The organism is Rhodococcus sp. C26F, assembly GCF_053345925.1.
Window position 1 is genome coordinate 84,657 of the sequence record NZ_JBKFBA010000020.1, and the last position, 15,963, is coordinate 100,619.

Genomic DNA, 15,963 nt, shown 5'->3' on the forward strand with positions numbered 1-15,963 from the left:
AAGGCCCACACTCCGGTGATATCCCCGTGGGAGGACCCATGTCGGTCACGGACGGACATGTCGTGCATCCGACTCGCGAACAGCGGGTCCAGAACGGTCTCGCCGCTCGGAGGGTCACTCCCGTCGAGTCGCTGGCCGATCTCGGGGAGTCGTCCCGGGATCCGATCGCGCTGCTCGAGAGTCAGGCCCAGTCGCGCGTCCCCCAGCTCGTCCCGGTCCGGTACGGCCGCATGGCGACGTCGGCGTTCGCGTTCTTCCGCGGTGCTGCACTGGTGATGGCCGACGATCTGTCGCGCACGTCCGACAGTGGTCTGCACACACAGCTGTGCGGCGACGCCCACGCGAGCAATTTCGGCCTGTTCGCGACTCCGGAACGGAGAACGGCCTTCGACGTCAACGACTTCGACGAAACCTATCCGGGGCCGTTCGAATGGGACGTCAAGCGCCTGGTCGCAAGCCTCGAGATCGCCGGTCGCGACAACGGGTTCACCGCGAAGGAACGCCGGAAGATCACCCGGGCGTGTGCCGCAGAATACCGCGAGACGATCTGTAGGCAAGCGCAACTCGGAAATCTGGCCGTGCGGTACTCCCACCTCGATCCCACGACCGAGATAGCGGAGTTGGGCGGCCTGCTGGATGCGAAGATGGAGAAACGCACGCGGAAAGCGCTCGACAAGGCCTCGCGCCGCGACAGCCTCCAGGCACTGGAGAAGCTGACCACCATCATCGACGGTCACCGCCGGATCATCAGCGATCCGCCGCTCATCATGCCCGTCGAAGAGGTCTTCGCCGACCTCGACGCCGAGGCGATCTACGACGAGTTGTACGGCCGTGTCCGTTCGTACCGGGCGACACTACAGTGGGACCGCCGAGTCCTCCTCGAACAGTTCGAACTGGTCCAGGCCGCGCGGAAGGTCGTCGGAGTGGGCAGTGTCGGCACGCGGGCGTGGATCCTCCTGCTGCGCGGTGCGGACGACGACGATCCGCTGTTCCTGCAGGCGAAGGAGGCGCAGCGTTCGGTGCTGTCGTACTACGTCGACGGTCCGGCCTTCCGGAACGAGGGCGAACGCGTCGTGAACGGTCAGCGGCTGATGCAGTCGGCGAGCGACATCTTCCTCGGCTGGCAGCAGGGCGCCGGAGCCGACGGCGTGAACCGGGACTTCTACATCCGTCAGCTCCGCGACGGCAAGGGTTCGGCGGTGATCGAGGAGATGGCGCCCAAGGGCATGAAGCTCTACGGCCGACTCTGCGGCCGGGTGCTCGCCTACGCCCACGCCCGGTCCGGCGACCGGATCGCACTGGCGTCCTATCTCGGCACGGACGAGGAGTTCGACGAGGCGCTCTCGTCCTTCGCGGCGGCCTACGCCGACCGTAACGAGCGCGATTTGCAGGCGCTGCACGAGGCCGTCGAACAGGGACGAGTGAAGGTCCGGACCGGACTCTGATCCCCGTTCGTGTCCCGGACACGTCCGCTGTCCGGGACTCACTCACCTGTCCTCTCTCCCGGCGCGGTACAAGGGAGGCGATCACGAGCCGACGGAAGGACGTCATGATGGGTTTCGAGGGCAGGGTCGCATTCGTGACGGGAGCAGCGCGGGGTCAAGGACGCTCGCACGCCGTCGCATTCGCCGAGGCAGGGGCCGACGTGGTCGTCTGCGACCGGTGCTCCGACTCGCCGGTGGTGGGATATCCGCTGGCGACCGAGGAGGACCTCGCGGAGACGGTGCGACTCGTCGAGGAAACCGGTCGCCGGGTCGTCTCGGCGACACTCGACACCGCCGACCGCCCGGCGATGGACGCTCTGGTCGCCCGTGCCCACGCCGAACTCGGACGGATCGACATCGCGGTCGCCAATGCCGGGGTGTCGGTGGCGGCACCGGTGCACCGCATGCCGCAGGAGATGTGGAACGAAGCGATCTCGTCCAATCTCACCGGGGTGTTCAACACCGTCGGCGCTGTCGCGCCCGGGATGATCGAGCGCGGCTACGGTCGCATCGTGACGGTGTCGTCGATGCTCGGCCGAGCGGGCAACACCAACATGGCCGCATATGCGGCGTCGAAATGGGGCGTGATCGGCCTGACGAAGAGCGCGGCCCTGGATCTCGCGCAGAACGGCATCACCGTCAACGCCGTCGCCCCAGGCAACATCTCCACGCCGATGATCCACAACGACGCGCTCTACGGGATGCTGCGACCCGACCTCGAACATCCGACCGCCGACGATGTCGCCCCGGTGTTCACTTCCCTGCACGCACAGCCGGTGCCGTGGCTCGACCCGGCCGAGATCACCCGTGCGGTCCTGTTCTTCGCCGACGAGGCGTCCGCCCACATCTCCGGCACCGTGCTGCCGATCGATGCCGGCAACGCCGCCCGGGTGACGGGCTGAGCGATCCGCCTGGCGGAGCGATGAGAAAACCCGTCGAACCGTGTCGGTCTCTTCGTGCACACTGTGCTCACCACCACAGTCAGGGAGAAACTCATGGCCGACGCCATAGTTGCAGAAGGACTGATCAAGACATACGGGCAGGTCAGAGCGCTCGACGGGGTCGATCTGCGGGTACCGGAGGGGACGGTCACCGCACTGCTCGGTCCCAACGGCGCGGGTAAGACCACCACGGTGCGGGTGCTGACGACACTGCTCGTCCCCGATGCCGGTCGCGCCGAAGTGGCGGGATACGACGTCCTCACCGAGGCGCGGGAACTCCGTTCCCGGATCGGAGCGTCGGGACAGTACGCGGCGGTCGACGAATATCTCACAGGCTTCGAGAACCTCGAGATGGTCGGCCGGCTGTACCACCTCGGCGCCAAACGCAGTCGCCTCCGGGCACGCGAGCTGCTCGAACAGTTCGATCTCGAGGAAGCGGGCGATCGCCCGGTCAAGGGTTATTCGGGCGGTATGCGACGCCGCCTCGACCTCGCCGGTGCGCTCGTCGCCGATCCTCCGGTGCTGTTCCTCGACGAACCCACGACGGGTCTCGATCCGCGGGCCCGCCTCGGGTTGTGGGACGTCATCGACACCCTCGTGCAGCGCGGCACCACGCTGCTGCTCACGACGCAGTACATGGACGAGGCCGAACGCCTCGCCGACGACATCGTCGTGATCGATCGGGGCGCGGTCATCGCTCGTGGCACGGCCGACGAGCTCAAGAGCCGCGTCGGTGGCGAACGCATCGAACTCGCCGTGACCGACACCGATCAGCGCGACCGAGCGGTCCGGGAGCTCGAATCGGTGGCGGCCGGGGAGATCAGGGTCGAGCGCAGCACCGGTCGCATCACCGTGCCGGTCAGCGGCGACTCGGGCGGCGGAACCGACGGACTCGTGACGGCGCTGGGGAAGCTGTCGGCCGCGGGCATCCGGGTCTCCGACGTCGCTCTACGGAAACCGACCCTCGACGACGTGTTCCTCACGCTCACCGGTCGCGGGACGGACGAGAAGGTCGAGGAGGCGGTGTCGTGAACACACTCGAGATGGTCGCATCCGACGGCCTGACCATCGCCAAGCGCAACATGATCAAGATCAAGCGTGTGCCGGATCTGCTGGTCTTCACGACGCTGTCGCCGATCATGTTCGTGCTGTTGTTCGCCTACGTCTTCGGCAGCGCGATCGACGTTCCCGGCGTCTCGTACCGGGAGTTCCTCATCGCAGGCATCTTCACCCAGACGGTCATCTTCGGGTCCACCTGGACGGGCCTCGGGATGGTCGAAGACCTGCAGAAGGGCATCATCGACCGGTTCCGGTCGCTGCCGATGGCCCCGTCCGCGGTGCTCATCGGACGCACCAGCACCGACGTGCTGATCAATGTGCTCAGCCTCGTGGTGATGTCGTTGACCGGTCTCGTCGTGGGGTGGCGGATCAACACCTCGCTCGGGGAGGCACTCGCCGGCTACCTGTTGCTGCTGCTGTTCGCCTACGCCCTGTCGTGGGTGATGGCCGTGATCGGCATGTGGATCCGCACACCGGAGGTCTTCAACAACGCGAGCTTCATGGTGATCTTCCCGCTGTCGTTCATCGCCAACACGTTCGTCGACCCGTCGTCGATGCCGACGGTGCTGCGCGTCATCGCCGAGTGGAATCCCATCTCGGCCGTCACGCAGGCGGTCCGCGAACTGTTCGGCAACACCAATCCCATGGTGCCGCCGCCCGACGTGTGGCCCCTGCAGAATCCGGTCCTCGCGTCGCTGATGTGGACAGCGTTGATGCTGATCGTGTTCGTGCCGTTCGCGATCCGCAGGTACCAGAAGGCCGTCAGCCGCTGACCGTCGGCGTCCGGCCGGCGGGTGGGTTCATCCCGGGTAGGGCGCGTACTGGCGCTGACGCAACAGTGTCGCCAGGTGCACGGCGTTGCGGGCGACGGATTCGGTGGTCGAGCGCACCGCTTCGGGGATCTCGTCGAGGTCCTTGAAGTCGGTGCCCGACATCGCCTCGCCGTTCCAGTAGGTCGAGCCCTGCGCGGGGATCGAGAAACCGATGTCGTTGAGGCTCTGGAACAGGTCGGCGACGATCTTGTGCGCGCCGTCCTCGTTGCCGACGACTGCGGCGATCCCGACCTTGCCCACCATGCGTGGACGGTTCTCGTCGTCGGTGTTCGACAGTTCGGCATCGAGCCGCTCGAGGACGCGCTGGGCGACGCTCGACATGTGTCCCACCCAGGTCGGTGTGGCGACGAGCAGGATGTCGGCCGAGACGATGCGCTCGACGATCTCCGGCCACTGATCCCCATCGCCCATGTCGGCCTCGACACCGGGCTTGACGTCGAAGTCGACGACCCGGACGGTTTCGACGCTGACGTCGTGCTTCGACAGTGCGTCGAACACGTGCGCCACCATCTTGTCGGTGCTGGACTCGGCGGGGGACGGCTTGAGCGTGCAGTTCAGGGCCACGGTGTGCAGTGCTGTCATGCGCCCGGGATACCCGAGTTACACCACGACAATCAGCTGCAGCACGACAATCACCTACAACACGACAGTCATCGACCGCGTGCGGCCGCCCAACTGTCGATCGCCGCCGAGAACTCGAACGAGGTGGGCAGCAGCGCCATCTGGTCGGCCGGGCCGGGCTGCAGCGGGCCGAGTTCCTCGAGACTGTGGTTGGCGGTGGTGAAGTGCTCGAACTGCAGGTCGGTGTGGGCGAGGGCGTTCCGCAGCGGCTCGACCTGCGCGCAGCTGATGTTCAGGTCCTTGTCGGAACAGGTGAGCAGCACCGGGGTGTCGGCCGCCAGCTCTGCGGCGAGCTCAACCGGGTCGAGCTTGTCGGACTCGAAGAGGAACTTTGCGTTCGCGGGGTTCATGCCGAATTGCGCGAGGATCGGGTGCAGATCGGTGGGGAAGGCCCCGGTCGTCCGCAGCGACTCGACGGCACGCGGCAGGTCGGCCCGGACCGCCTCGCCGTCGGGGCCGAGCTGTCCGGAATCCACCACGGCATTCAGCTGGGCGGTCAGCAGGTCCAGGTAGCGCATCGGCAGCGGAGCGAGAAGTGCGAAGCCGCTTCCGATACCGCGATCGGCGAGTGCGAGCGCGGTCAGTGCACCCTCGCTGTGTCCGAGGACGAGGATCTTTTCGGGGGAGACTCCGGTGCGTTCGGCGAGCAGACGCACCGCGGCTTCGGCGTGGTCGACCTGCTCGGTGAAGCCGTACTCGCCAATGGTCTCGACCGTGTAGGACCCGAGGCCCGTCTCACCGGCCCCGATCTTGTCGAAGCGCAGGCTCGCGATGCCGTGGGCGGCGAGTGCGTCCGCGGTGCGCACCAGGGTGTCGGCCGCCCAGCCGGGCTGGTTGCCGTTGCGATCGGTGGTGCCGCTGCCCGGGAGCAACAGTGCGGCGGCCACCGCGGCTCCGTCCGGGTTGCGGAGGCTGCCGTGGAAGGTGGTGCCGTCGGCCTCGAAGGTCACCGGGGCGTCGGTGCCGTTCGACACGGCGACCGAACCCGTGTCGGGAAGGGCCACCGCGGTTCCCGCGAGTGTCACACCTCCCGCGAGAACCAGCACGGGCACAGCAGCAGCACCGATCCACCTTCGCACGTTCCGCATGGTGCGAACCCTAGCAAAGGACTGCGCTGTGCCCGTGGTGAGCGAGGACGCCCGTGGGAGATCAGGGGAGCAGGGTGTCGATGAAGGTGTTGCTGAAGACCCGATGCGGATCGAGACGGTTGTAGACCGCGCGAGCCGAATCCCAGTTCTCGTCCGAGGGAACACCTTCCCGGTAGGTGTCGGGCAGGCCCTGCGTCAGGATCTGCTCATCGGTGTACGGCAGGTCGGGACCGAACGCCCAGCCCTTCGACCATTCCGGCCGGAAGGTCGAGTCGCTTCCGTTGTACCGCTGCCGCATCCACTGCTCCATCTCGCGGTAGAAGGCGAACATGCCGGGAGTTCCCGGGACACCGAGAACGTTGAGCCAGATGGCGGTGTCCCATTCCGGGTGGTCGGGACGTGGACGGGTCGACGCGATCGTCGGCGGTCCGGCCGACGGGACGAGGACGTCCTCCGGCCGATCCAGTCCGCAGCACCGGATTTCGACCGGACCGTTGAGGGGGAACTGTCCCAGGCTGCGGTAGTGCTCGATGCGCTCGGAGAACCAGTGTGCGAAGTCGTGGATCACGTTGGCGATGTTGGCGCGGTTCGTGAGCACCGCACCGCCACCCTCGGTCAGTCGCAGGGTGGTCGCCTTGATGTAGAACTGCAGATCCTTCGACCAGCCCCAGATGTCGGACGATCCCGTCGCTGCGAGACCGGCCACGGTCACGCCGTAGTAGGTCTGCCCGAAAGCCGGTGCGATCGACGTGTTCCCGGCCGTGATCTGCCCCAGCAGGTCGGTGATCGGTTCGGGCACGTTGTCGGAGAACGGGTAGTTGTACGGTCCGGTCACCTCGCGCGAGGTGGCCGGCTTCTCCGGTGCGAGCGACCACACCTTCATCCACGGACGTTCCGTGAACGGATACCAGATCGCCTCGGCCCGTCCTGCCGAATCGACGAACGACTCGAAGGTCCGTCCCGGCGCGCCGGCGGGGGAGAACAGTTCCTGCCAGGTGATGTCGGTGAAGGACTGGCAGCGCATGCGGTAGTTCGGCCCGGTCTGCAGTGTGACGGACGTGATGAACGTCCGGCCGAGATGCGTGAGCAGCGGGGTGATCTCGGGATCGGCGCGGGTGAAAGTGCGCAGCGCGTAGGCACTGCCGTCCCACACGACGGCCGTCAGTTCGGTCACGAGATTGCTCAGCGAACCGAAGGTGTGCCCGGGAAGGGTGGATTCACCGTTCGCGGTCAGCGCGGCACCGTGCGCGTTGACGGCGAGTGCTCCGGCGATCGACAACACGCCGGGCGCAGGAAGATTCGCGAGACCGAGGCCGTGGTTCTGCAGTGCCGTGGTGATGGCGTCGAGTGTCGCGCCGGGACCTGCCGTGACGGTCGCGGGGGAGCCGACGGGGTTCACCTGGACCCCGTTGAGGTGGAGCATGGTGTCGGCGAGGATCACCCGGTCGACGGGTGCGCCGTTGACGATCGTCAGCGGTGTCCAGCCGTGCATGGCTCCGCGCGGACGGATGGTGTATCCGTTCTCGTGCGCCCAGTTCACCAATCGCACCACGTCGTCGGGGGTGCGAGGCGCGCAGGTCCAGATGGCGTCCAGCATGATCTCCTTCGACCAGTTCTGGTACGCCTGCTGGTAGAGGTCGATGCCGCCGGGGAACGCCGGAGGAGAGGGGAGCGTCGAGGCCGCGGACCCGGAAGGGACGGCGTGCACCGGGGTCCACCCACCGAGGGCGGAGACCGCCAGCGCACCGGCGCCGGCCGCGAGGAAGCCGCGCCGCGACAGGCGCGGCGACGAATCACGAAGTGTCATATTCGAATGTCGCTCTTTCGGGAGGGCGTGGCGATCACGCCACGGTGAGTACCACATCGGCCAGGGCAGGGGCGAGATCGCGTTCGACGACGGAGGCGGTCACGAGCTTGCGGTCGCCGTCGTTCCACACGCGCACCCGGAGGGTCTCGCCGGGGAAGACCACACCGGCGAACCGGGCGCGGAATCCCTTCACGCGCGAAGCGTCCGCGTCGAGCAGGCCGTCGGTCACCGCCTTGCACACGATGCCGTAGGTGCACAGCCCGTGCAGGATCGGCGCCGGGAAGCCCGCCGCGGACGCGAACTCGGGATCGGAGTGGAGGGGATTGCGGTCGCCGCACAGCCGGTACAGCAGCGCCTGCTGCGGGAGGGTCGGCACGTCGAACTCGGCGTCCGGCTCACGATCGGGGTACTCCACCGATTCCGACGGGCCACGCTCGCCGCCGAAACCACCCTCGCCGCGGGCGAAGATCGACGACCGTGCGGTCCACAGGGGATTGCCGTCGAGATCCTCGGTCACCGATTCCTGCACGACGACCGCGGCCTTGCCCTTGTCCCACACCTCGGCGATACGGGTGATCGTGCGGCCCTTGCCCGAAGCGGAGATGGGCGCGTGCACGGTCACCTCCTGGCTGCCGTGGACGACCTTGGCGAGATCGATCTCGATCCCGGGGAACGAGACCTTCGGCGGCTCGACCTGGTGGAAGGTCGCGGCGACGGTCGCGAAGGTGGGGAGAACCTGGGGGTCCTTGTCCCGGAGGTAACGCAGTTCACCCGCATCGGTGGGATGGGACCCGGCACCGATGCCGAGGTTGTAGAGCTGGACATCGGTGCTGCTCCACTCGAATTCCTGGGCGGGCAGTTCGGCTCCGACGGCAACCGAGGGATCGATGGGCACGGGCACTTCCTTTCTACGGCTCGAACGCGAGTCGATCGGGTCACACGGTGTCGGCGGATTCTCGCAGCTCCTCGGCACGTTCGTCACGCGTGCGGTCCAAGATGTCGAGGGCCGCCAGATAACCGAAGGTCATCGCCGGTCCGATGGTGGCGCCGGGCCCGGCGTAGGTGTGACCCATGACCGGGGAACCGGCGTTGCCGGCCGCGTACAGGCCGTCGATCACGCTGCCGTCCTCGCGCACCACCCGGCCGTGGACGTCGGTGACGAGCCCGCCCTTGGTGCCGAGATCGCCCGGGACCACCTTGAACGCGTAGAACGGGGCCTTGTCGACCACGCCGAGGCTCGGATTCGGCTTGTTGCGCGGATCCCCGTAGTAGTGGTCGTAGTGGGATTCGCCCCGGCCGAAGTCCTCGTCCTTGCCGGCACGCGCGAAGCCGTTGAAGCGTTGCACCGTCTCGGTGAGGGCATCGGCCGGTACCCCGATCTTCTCGGCGAGTTCGGCGACGGAACCGGCCTTGACGAGCACCCCGGCCTCGAGCCACCGGCGGGGGAAGGGGGTGCGGGGGGTGATGCCGGCGAAGGTGTAGCGGTCGCGGTAGCGCTGATCGAGGATCAGCCAGCTTGGGATGTTCTCGCCCGGTCCCTCGCCGCGTCCGTGCTCGCCGCCGTACATCGCGTGCGTCGCCTCGACGTAGGGCGCCGACTCGTTGACGAAACGCTTGCCCGCCGCGTTGACCATGAGGCACCCGGGGAGGCTGCGCTCCGACAGTGCGAACCACGGGCCGCCGGTGAGGGTGAAGGACGGTCCCCACCAGGCGTCGTCCATGAAATCGACTGCGGCGCCGAGCTTCTGTCCGGCGCGGATGCCGTCGCCGGTGTTCGCCTTCGCGCCCACGGTCCACTCGGTGCCGATCGGCTGACGCTGGTACTGCGCCCGCATCTCGGCGTTGTGCTCGAAACCGCCGCTCGCGAGGATCACGCCCTTGCGGGCACGGATGACGCGCTTCTCGCCGTTCGCGACCACCTCGACGCCGCGCACGACCCCGTCCTCGACGACGAGGTCGGTGAACGCCGTCTCCAGCAGCAGGGGCACACCGGCGTCGCGCAGACCGATCCGCAGCCCGGCCATGAGCGCCTGGCCTCGGACGAGCAGGTGCTTCTTGGTGATGTTCGCCCAGACGAACCGAGCGCCGACCCGCATGGCGCGAACCGGTCCGCGCGGGTTCCGCATGAGCAGGTTCAGCCACTTGTAGTCGGCCTGGGTGATGACGAAGTTCTTGGGAGCTCGGGCGTAGTCGGGTTCGAGGAGAGCGAGATCCTCGCCGAGACGGCGGCCGTCGAAGGGCGTCGGTTCGACCGAACGGCCACCGGGACGTCCGCCCGGCGCCTCGGGGTAGTAGTCGGAATAGCCCGGTACCCATTGCAGTTCGAGGGCGCTGTTCTTCAGGACGAAGGAGAGCATCTCCGGTCCGCGATCGATGTAGGTGTCGATCTTCTCGGCAGGTACGTCGTCGCCGATGATGCTGTGGAGGTACTTCCGGGCTTCTTCGGGGGTGTCGTCCACCCCGGCGGCCTTCAGTGCCTCGTTGTTGGGGATCCACACACCGCCGCCCGATCGGGCGCTCGACCCGCCGTAGCGCGGCGCCTTCTCGATCAGGACCACGTCGGCGCCCTTGCGGGCTGCGGTGATGGCGGCGGTCATTCCGCCGGCACCGCTGCCGACGACAACGATGTCGTACTCCTGCTTCGTCATGTAGAACACGTTATAGAAATGGCGGTGCCGAGTCCATCCCCGAATGCGAAGAGTCCTGGACGTGAAGCGAAGACGCGGTGACGCCGACACTGGAACGCGGTATCGCCGGCCGACGACGGGCGACGGNCGATAGGGACGGTGCCGTCGCGGGGTCGATCGGGGTCGGAATCGGTCAGGTGGGTGATCCGTCCGGTACGGGAAGGGTGCCGTCGAGCACGGCCCGGTCGATGCTCTCCCGAAGCTGCGGACACCCCTCGCGCGGTGTGATGGACGAGCCTCGGAGCGAGGCGGTCTCGCGGAAGGTCGGGCACACGGTGTCCGGATCGTCCTGCCACTGCACGCTCGTGTGCGACAGGCTGTTCTTGCGCACCAGCACGCAGGTGCCGCACTCGCGGCACTGCACCTCGTGCTGACCCGAATCCAGGTAGTTGATCTTGTCGATCGCGGTCTGGACGGCGACGGCCTCGGCCCGCTCGGGCCACTGGGAGAAGTCCGGGGACTTCGCCCATCTGCTCCGCCGGGTCGAGGCACTCATCGTCACACCTCCGCTTCCTGCTTGCCCTGTTCTTCCTGGCGCTTCTTACGCTCGAGATTCTCGGCGACCTCCTTCTCCCAGGCCTCGTTGGCCTTGGCGGTGTCGACCTCGAACTCGAAGCGGCCCGTCATCTTCTCCGTCACGTCGGCGACGTCGACGTAGAACTGCTCGTACCAGCGGCGGAGCTGGTAGACCGGACCGTCCTCATCGCACAGCAGGGGATTCTCGATCTTTGTCTTGTTCTTCCAGATCTCGACGTCCTGCAGGAAGCCCTCGCCGACACCCTCGGTGAGCTTGTCGGCCAGCACGTCGGACTGCTCGGGTGACATGCCCTGCGGCTTCTTGACGATGATGCCGTACTGCAGCATGAACGAATCGTGCGTGATCGGGTAGTGGCAGTTGATCAGCACGGATTCGGTCTGGTACCCGCCGTAGTTGTTCTTCAGCGGATTGATCATGTAGGAGGGGCCGTAGTAGGCCGCGTACGACTCGAGCGTCGACTCCAGTCCGTACTGCGTCGCCATGCCCTTGTCCGGCCGGCCGCGGGTGTTGAGGTACTGCTCGGCGATGTGCCCCTCGAAGACGTTCTTGAAGAACGTGGGGAAGGCGTAGTGGATGTAGAAGAAGTGCGCCATGTCGACGACGTTGTCGATGATCTCGCGACAGTTGGAACCTTCGATCCGGATCTGGTTCCAGGTCCAGTCCGTCCACTCGTCCGAGCCGTACTGCTCGATCTCGGGGATGGTGACCTCCGGAGGAGGGGTGTTGCCCTCGGGGTCGTTCCACACGAACAGCTGGCCGTGCTTCTCCATCGTGATCCACGAACGGGTGCGGGCCAGCGGGGGAACACGCTTGGCGTAGGGGATGTCCGTGCACTTGCCGTTGCCGCCCCAGCGCCAGTCGTGGAACGGGCACGCAACCGAATCGCCCTTGATCTCGCCCTGTGACAGGTCGCCGCCCATGTGGCGGCAGTACGCGTCGAGCACCTCGAGGTCGCCGTTGCTGTCGGCCCACACCACGAGTTTCGTGCCGAAGGCCTCGACGGCGTGAGGCTTGCCGTCCTTGAACGTGCGACTGAGGCCGAGGCAGTGCCAGCCTCGCGCGAAACGCGTCCGGACCTCTCCGACGTCGATCTCGCGAATCTGTGCCATGTCCGCTCACTTCCTTCCGGAAATCTCTTCTAGAACACGTTATAGAATTCGCGTCGCGAGGGGAAGGGTTCGGGGACTTTGGTCCCGCCATAGGGATTGTCTACCTGCGAATGTGTCGCGTCTCGACACGAATAAGAACATGTTCTAGTCTCGGTGCAAGCGATCAATTCCTGAACAGACGGGAGCGTCCAGTGGGTGACCACGACAGCCACGAGGTACTGCAGCGGATCGACGCTCTGCTGCCTACGCTGCGAGAACGTGCGCAGGAGGCCGAGAATCTGCGCCGGGTGCCCGACGACTCGATCAAGGAGCTCCAGGAGGCCGGCTTCTTCAAACTTCTGCAACCGGCCCAGTGGGGTGGATACGAGGCCGATCCCGTCACCTTCTTCACCGCGGTGCGCAACATCGCGAGCGCGTGCGGCTCGACCGGATGGGTCTCCGGCATCATCGGCGTCCACAACTGGCACCTCGCACTCTTCGATCAGCAGGCCCAGGAAGAGGTCTGGGGCGACGACACCGACGTCCGCATCTCGTCGTCCTACGCGCCCATGGGCGCCGGTGAGGTCGTCGACGGTGGATACAAGGTCAACGGTGCATGGGCGTGGTCGTCCGGATGCGACCACGCGAGCTGGGTCGTCGTCGGTGGCCCGGTCATCAAGGACGGCCGTCCCGTCGACTTCGGCAGCTTCCTGATCCCTCGTTCCGAGTACGAGATCGACGACGTGTGGCACGTGGTCGGTCTGCGCGGCACCGGATCCAACACGGTCGAGGTGAAGGATGTCTTCGTCCCGCGCCACCGCTTCCTCAGCTTCAAGGCCATGAACGACCTCGCGTCGCCCGGGCTCGAGCGCAACACCGCGCCCGTCTACAAGATGCCGTGGGGCACCATCCATCCCACCACCATCTCGACGCCCATCGTCGGCATGGCCTACGGCGCGTACGAGGCCCACGTCGAGCACCAGGGCAAGCGTGTCCGTGCGGCGTACGCCGGTGAGAAGGCCAAGGACGATCCGTTCGCCAAGGTGCGCATCGCCGAGGCCTCCAGCGACATCGACGCGGCCTGGCGTCAGCTGTCGGGCAACGTCGCCGACGAGTACGCCCACCTCCTCGCCGGCGAGGAGGTTCCGATGGAACTGCGTCTGCGGGCACGTCGCGACCAGGTCCGCGCGACCGGCCGTGCCATCACGTCGATCGACCGTCTCTTCGAGAACTCGGGTGCCACCGCACTCGCGGACGGCACACCCATCCAGCGTTTCTGGCGCGACGCGCACGCCGGTCGTGTGCACGCCGCCAACGACGCCGAACGCGCCTACGTGATGTTCGGTGCCGCCGAATTCGGCCTGCCGATCACCGACACGATGGTCTAGGGGTGGATGTGACCGCAATCGACGAGATCACCTACGAGTCGACCTCCCGTTTCGCGCAGGTCCGCGACGACCTGCGCCTGCACTACCACGAGGCCGGCGTCGGCAACGACACCACGATCGTCCTGCTCCACGGCGGTGGCCCGGGCGCGTCGTCGTGGTCGAACTTCGCCAGGAACATTCCGGTGCTGGCACAACGGTTCCACGTGCTCGCCGTCGACCAGCCCGGCTACGGCAGGTCCGACAAGCCGACCGAGCATCCGCAGTACTTCGTGCACAGCGCGTCCGCGCTGAGCGACCTGCTCGACACGATCGGGATCACCGACCGCGTCCACCTCCTCGGCAACTCGCTCGGTGGTGGTGCCGCCGTGCGGTTCGCGCTCGACTACCCCGAGCGCGCCGGACGACTCGTCCTCATGGGACCGGGTGGGCTGAGCGTCAACCTGTTCGCACCCGACCCCACCGAGGGCGTCAAGAATCTCGGCCGGTTCTCGTACGAACCCACCCGCGAGAATCTCGAGGCGTTCCTGCGGATCATGGTCTTCGACCAGTCGCTGATCACCCCCGAGCTCGTCGAGGAACGGTTCGCGTCGGCGAGCACCCCCGAGTCGCTCGCCGCGGCGAAGGCGATGGGGAAGTCGTTCTCCAGCGCCGAATTCGAGAAGGGGATGCTCTGGCGCGACGCCTACAAACTCCGTCAGCGGGTACTGCTGATCTGGGGTCGCGAGGACCGCGTCAACCCCCTCGACGGTGCGCTCGTCGCACTGAAGATGATCCCGCGCGCGCAATTGCACGTGTTCGGTGGATGCGGTCACTGGGCACAGCTCGAGAAGTTCGACGAATTCAACCGCCTGACAGTGGATTTCCTCACGGATGGAGTCGAATAGATGAGTATCCGGTCGCTGGCATATCTCCGGATCGGCGCCACCGACGTCCCGGCCTGGCGCGAGTACGGTCTCAAGGTCCTCGGCATGATCGAGGGCAAGGGCACCCACGCCGACGCGCTGTACCTGCGGATGGACGACTTCCCGGCCCGGCTCGTCATCGAGCCGCACGAGTCCGACAAGCTGCTCGTCTCGGGCTGGGAGACCGCGAACGCCGCCGATCTCCAGTCGGTTCGCGACAGTCTGTCCGCGGCAGGTGTCCCGTTCAAGGAGGGCACCGCCGAGCAACTCGCCGATCGTCGCGTCGACGAACTGATCGTCTTCCAGGACCCGTCGGGCAACACCCTCGAGGCGTTCCACGGTGCCGCGCTCGAACACCGCCGCGTGGTCAGCCCGTACGGGCACAAGTTCGTCACCGGCGAGCAGGGCCTCGGCCACGTGGTGCTCTCGACCCGCGACGACGAGGAATCGCTGCGCTTCTACCGCGACGTGCTCGGTTTCCGCCTGCGCGACTCCATGCGGATGCCTCCGCAGATGGTCGGCCGGCCCGCCGACGGAAAACCGGCCTGGCTGAGGTTCTTCGGATGCAACCCGCGCCACCACAGCCTCGCCTTCCTGCCCATGCCCACCCCGTCGGGCATCGTGCACCTGATGATCGAGGTGGAGAACTCCGACGACGTCGGTCTCGCCCTCGACCGCGCACTGCGGAAGAAGGTCAAGATGTCGGCGACACTCGGTCGCCACGTCAACGACAAGATGCTGTCCTTCTACATGAAGACCCCCGGCGGATTCGACGTCGAATTCGGTTGCGAGGGGCTGCAGGTCGAGGACGACGACTGGATCGCCCGTGAATCCACGGCCGTGAGCCTGTGGGGCCACGACTTCTCGGTGGGAATGCAGTAATGACCGCGCCGGAGGCCGGAGAGAACGGTGCGATCGACCCGCGGGCCTTCCGCACCGTGCTCGGGCAGTTCTGCACCGGCGTCACCGTCATCACCACCACCGAGGACGACGGAACGCCTGTGGGATTCGCGTGCCAGTCGTTCGCAGCGTTGTCGCTCGACCCGCCGCTCGTGTTGTTCTGCCCCACGAAGCAGTCGCGGTCGTGGGCGGCCATCGAACGAGCGGGCCGCTTCTGCGTCAACGTCCTTGCCGAGGAACAGCAGGAGACCTGCGCGCGGTTCGGTTCCCGCGAACCCGACAAGTTCGCCGGACTCGACTGGACGCCCTCCCCGTTGGGCTCACCCGTCCTGACGGGCTCGCTTGCGCACATCGATTGCACGGTCGAGACGGTGCACGACGGGGGAGACCACTGGGTGGTGTTCGGTCGCGTGTCGTCGCTGAGCGAGGTGCGCGACGAGAAGGAACGCCCGCTGCTCTTCTACCGCGGGCAGTACACCGGGATCGAACCGGAGAAAACGACTCCGGCGCCCTGGCGCGACGATCTCGAAGCGTTCCTCACCTCCGTCACGGAAGACACCTGGCTGTAGATCGCAGACTGTAAGCACTGCACGACGAAGCCGGGACGACCACATCGAAAGTGGTCGT

15 protein-coding genes are annotated in these 15,963 nt (G+C 66.7%); 8 read left to right on the forward strand and 7 right to left on the reverse strand.

Annotated features, from left to right (window positions below):
• Window positions 1–38 precede the first annotated feature (38 nt).
• From ACLBYD_RS19230 to ACLBYD_RS19245, 4 genes are all read left to right on the forward strand, one after another.
• On the forward strand, window positions 39–1,445 hold the full coding sequence (locus ACLBYD_RS19230) for a DUF2252 domain-containing protein (protein WP_447817658.1): 1,407 nt from the start codon (window positions 39–41) through the stop codon (window positions 1,443–1,445).
• Between the two features lie 104 nt (window positions 1,446–1,549).
• A complete protein-coding gene (locus tag ACLBYD_RS19235) occupies window positions 1,550–2,386 on the forward strand; it encodes a mycofactocin-coupled SDR family oxidoreductase (protein ID WP_413768355.1) in 837 nt (278 codons plus the stop codon).
• A 93-nt stretch (window positions 2,387–2,479) separates the two neighbouring features.
• Entirely contained in the window at window positions 2,480–3,457 is a 978-nt protein-coding gene (locus ACLBYD_RS19240) for an ATP-binding cassette domain-containing protein (RefSeq protein WP_447817659.1), read from the forward strand.
• A gap of 11 nt (window positions 3,458–3,468) precedes the next feature.
• Window positions 3,469–4,257, forward strand: a complete 789-nt coding sequence (locus ACLBYD_RS19245) for an ABC transporter permease (protein ID WP_447817674.1) — start codon at window positions 3,469–3,471, stop codon at window positions 4,255–4,257.
• A gap of 27 nt (window positions 4,258–4,284) precedes the next feature.
• On the opposite strand, the gene ACLBYD_RS19250 is transcribed toward ACLBYD_RS19245, so the two are convergent.
• The 7 genes from ACLBYD_RS19250 to ACLBYD_RS19280 form a co-directional block, all read right to left on the reverse strand.
• A complete protein-coding gene (locus tag ACLBYD_RS19250) occupies window positions 4,285–4,899 on the reverse strand; it encodes a flavodoxin family protein (protein ID WP_447817660.1) in 615 nt (204 codons plus the stop codon).
• A gap of 68 nt (window positions 4,900–4,967) precedes the next feature.
• Window positions 4,968–6,026, reverse strand: coding sequence for an alpha/beta hydrolase family protein (locus ACLBYD_RS19255; protein ID WP_447817661.1), 1,059 nt, complete (start codon window positions 6,024–6,026; stop codon window positions 4,968–4,970).
• 61 nt (window positions 6,027–6,087) lie between these two features.
• Window positions 6,088–7,833 (reverse strand): cholesterol oxidase substrate-binding domain-containing protein, encoded by a 1,746-nt coding sequence (locus tag ACLBYD_RS19260; protein ID WP_447817662.1) that lies wholly within the window; start codon window positions 7,831–7,833, stop codon window positions 6,088–6,090.
• Window positions 7,834–7,867: 34 nt separating this feature from the next.
• Window positions 7,868–8,728, reverse strand: a complete 861-nt coding sequence (locus ACLBYD_RS19265; RefSeq protein ID WP_447817663.1) for a MaoC/PaaZ C-terminal domain-containing protein — start codon at window positions 8,726–8,728, stop codon at window positions 7,868–7,870.
• Between the two features lie 40 nt (window positions 8,729–8,768).
• The gene (gene kstD, locus ACLBYD_RS19270; RefSeq protein ID WP_447817664.1) at window positions 8,769–10,481 is read right to left on the reverse strand and encodes a 3-oxosteroid 1-dehydrogenase; all 1,713 of its coding nucleotides are present in this window, start codon (window positions 10,479–10,481) and stop codon (window positions 8,769–8,771) included.
• Window positions 10,482–10,653: 172 nt separating this feature from the next.
• The gene (locus tag ACLBYD_RS19275) at window positions 10,654–11,016 is read right to left on the reverse strand and encodes a hypothetical protein (RefSeq protein ID WP_447817665.1); all 363 of its coding nucleotides are present in this window, start codon (window positions 11,014–11,016) and stop codon (window positions 10,654–10,656) included.
• Between the two features lie 2 nt (window positions 11,017–11,018).
• Window positions 11,019–12,167 carry a Rieske 2Fe-2S domain-containing protein gene (locus tag ACLBYD_RS19280; protein ID WP_447817666.1) on the reverse strand — a complete coding sequence of 383 codons (1,149 nt, stop codon included), beginning with the start codon at window positions 12,165–12,167 and terminating at the stop codon, window positions 11,019–11,021.
• Window positions 12,168–12,358: 191 nt separating this feature from the next.
• Here ACLBYD_RS19280 and hsaA point away from each other — a divergent pair, with 191 nt between their 5' ends.
• The 4 genes from hsaA to hsaB are packed head-to-tail and all read left to right on the forward strand — an operon-like array spanning window position 12,359 to window position 15,905.
• Window positions 12,359–13,534, forward strand: a complete 1,176-nt coding sequence (gene hsaA / locus ACLBYD_RS19285) for a 3-hydroxy-9,10-secoandrosta-1,3,5(10)-triene-9,17-dione monooxygenase oxygenase subunit (RefSeq protein WP_447817667.1) — start codon at window positions 12,359–12,361, stop codon at window positions 13,532–13,534.
• Window positions 13,535–13,542: 8 nt separating this feature from the next.
• Complete coding sequence (gene hsaD / locus ACLBYD_RS19290; RefSeq protein ID WP_447817676.1) at window positions 13,543–14,418, forward strand: 4,5:9,10-diseco-3-hydroxy-5,9,17-trioxoandrosta-1(10),2-diene-4-oate hydrolase; 876 nt, start codon at window positions 13,543–13,545, stop codon at window positions 14,416–14,418.
• Complete coding sequence (gene hsaC, locus ACLBYD_RS19295) at window positions 14,419–15,318, forward strand: iron-dependent extradiol dioxygenase HsaC (RefSeq protein WP_060653625.1); 900 nt, start codon at window positions 14,419–14,421, stop codon at window positions 15,316–15,318. It begins immediately after the preceding gene.
• Window positions 15,318–15,905, forward strand: a complete 588-nt coding sequence (hsaB, locus tag ACLBYD_RS19300; RefSeq protein ID WP_016693305.1) for a 3-hydroxy-9,10-secoandrosta-1,3,5(10)-triene-9,17-dione monooxygenase reductase subunit — start codon at window positions 15,318–15,320, stop codon at window positions 15,903–15,905. The genes hsaC and hsaB overlap by 1 nt, the downstream gene beginning before the upstream one ends.
• Window positions 15,906–15,963: the final 58 nt, after the last annotated feature.

Coding starts and splice junctions, on each gene's coding strand:
- ACLBYD_RS19230 (WP_447817658.1), top strand. CDS start 39: ATGTCGGTCACGGACGGACATGTCGTGCATCCGACTCGCGAACAGCGG.
- ACLBYD_RS19235 (WP_413768355.1), top strand. CDS start 1,550: ATGATGGGTTTCGAGGGCAGGGTCGCATTCGTGACGGGAGCAGCGCGG.
- ACLBYD_RS19240 (WP_447817659.1), top strand. CDS start 2,480: ATGGCCGACGCCATAGTTGCAGAAGGACTGATCAAGACATACGGGCAG.
- ACLBYD_RS19245 (WP_447817674.1), top strand. CDS start 3,469: ATGGTCGCATCCGACGGCCTGACCATCGCCAAGCGCAACATGATCAAG.
- ACLBYD_RS19250 (WP_447817660.1), bottom strand. CDS start 4,899: ATGACAGCACTGCACACCGTGGCCCTGAACTGCACGCTCAAGCCGTCC.
- ACLBYD_RS19255 (WP_447817661.1), bottom strand. CDS start 6,026: ATGCGGAACGTGCGAAGGTGGATCGGTGCTGCTGCTGTGCCCGTGCTG.
- ACLBYD_RS19260 (WP_447817662.1), bottom strand. CDS start 7,833: ATGACACTTCGTGATTCGTCGCCGCGCCTGTCGCGGCGCGGCTTCCTC.
- kstD (WP_447817664.1), bottom strand. CDS start 10,481: ATGACGAAGCAGGAGTACGACATCGTTGTCGTCGGCAGCGGTGCCGGC.
- ACLBYD_RS19275 (WP_447817665.1), bottom strand. CDS start 11,016: ATGAGTGCCTCGACCCGGCGGAGCAGATGGGCGAAGTCCCCGGACTTC.
- ACLBYD_RS19280 (WP_447817666.1), bottom strand. CDS start 12,167: ATGGCACAGATTCGCGAGATCGACGTCGGAGAGGTCCGGACGCGTTTC.
- hsaC (WP_060653625.1), top strand. CDS start 14,419: ATGAGTATCCGGTCGCTGGCATATCTCCGGATCGGCGCCACCGACGTC.
- hsaB (WP_016693305.1), top strand. CDS start 15,318: ATGACCGCGCCGGAGGCCGGAGAGAACGGTGCGATCGACCCGCGGGCC.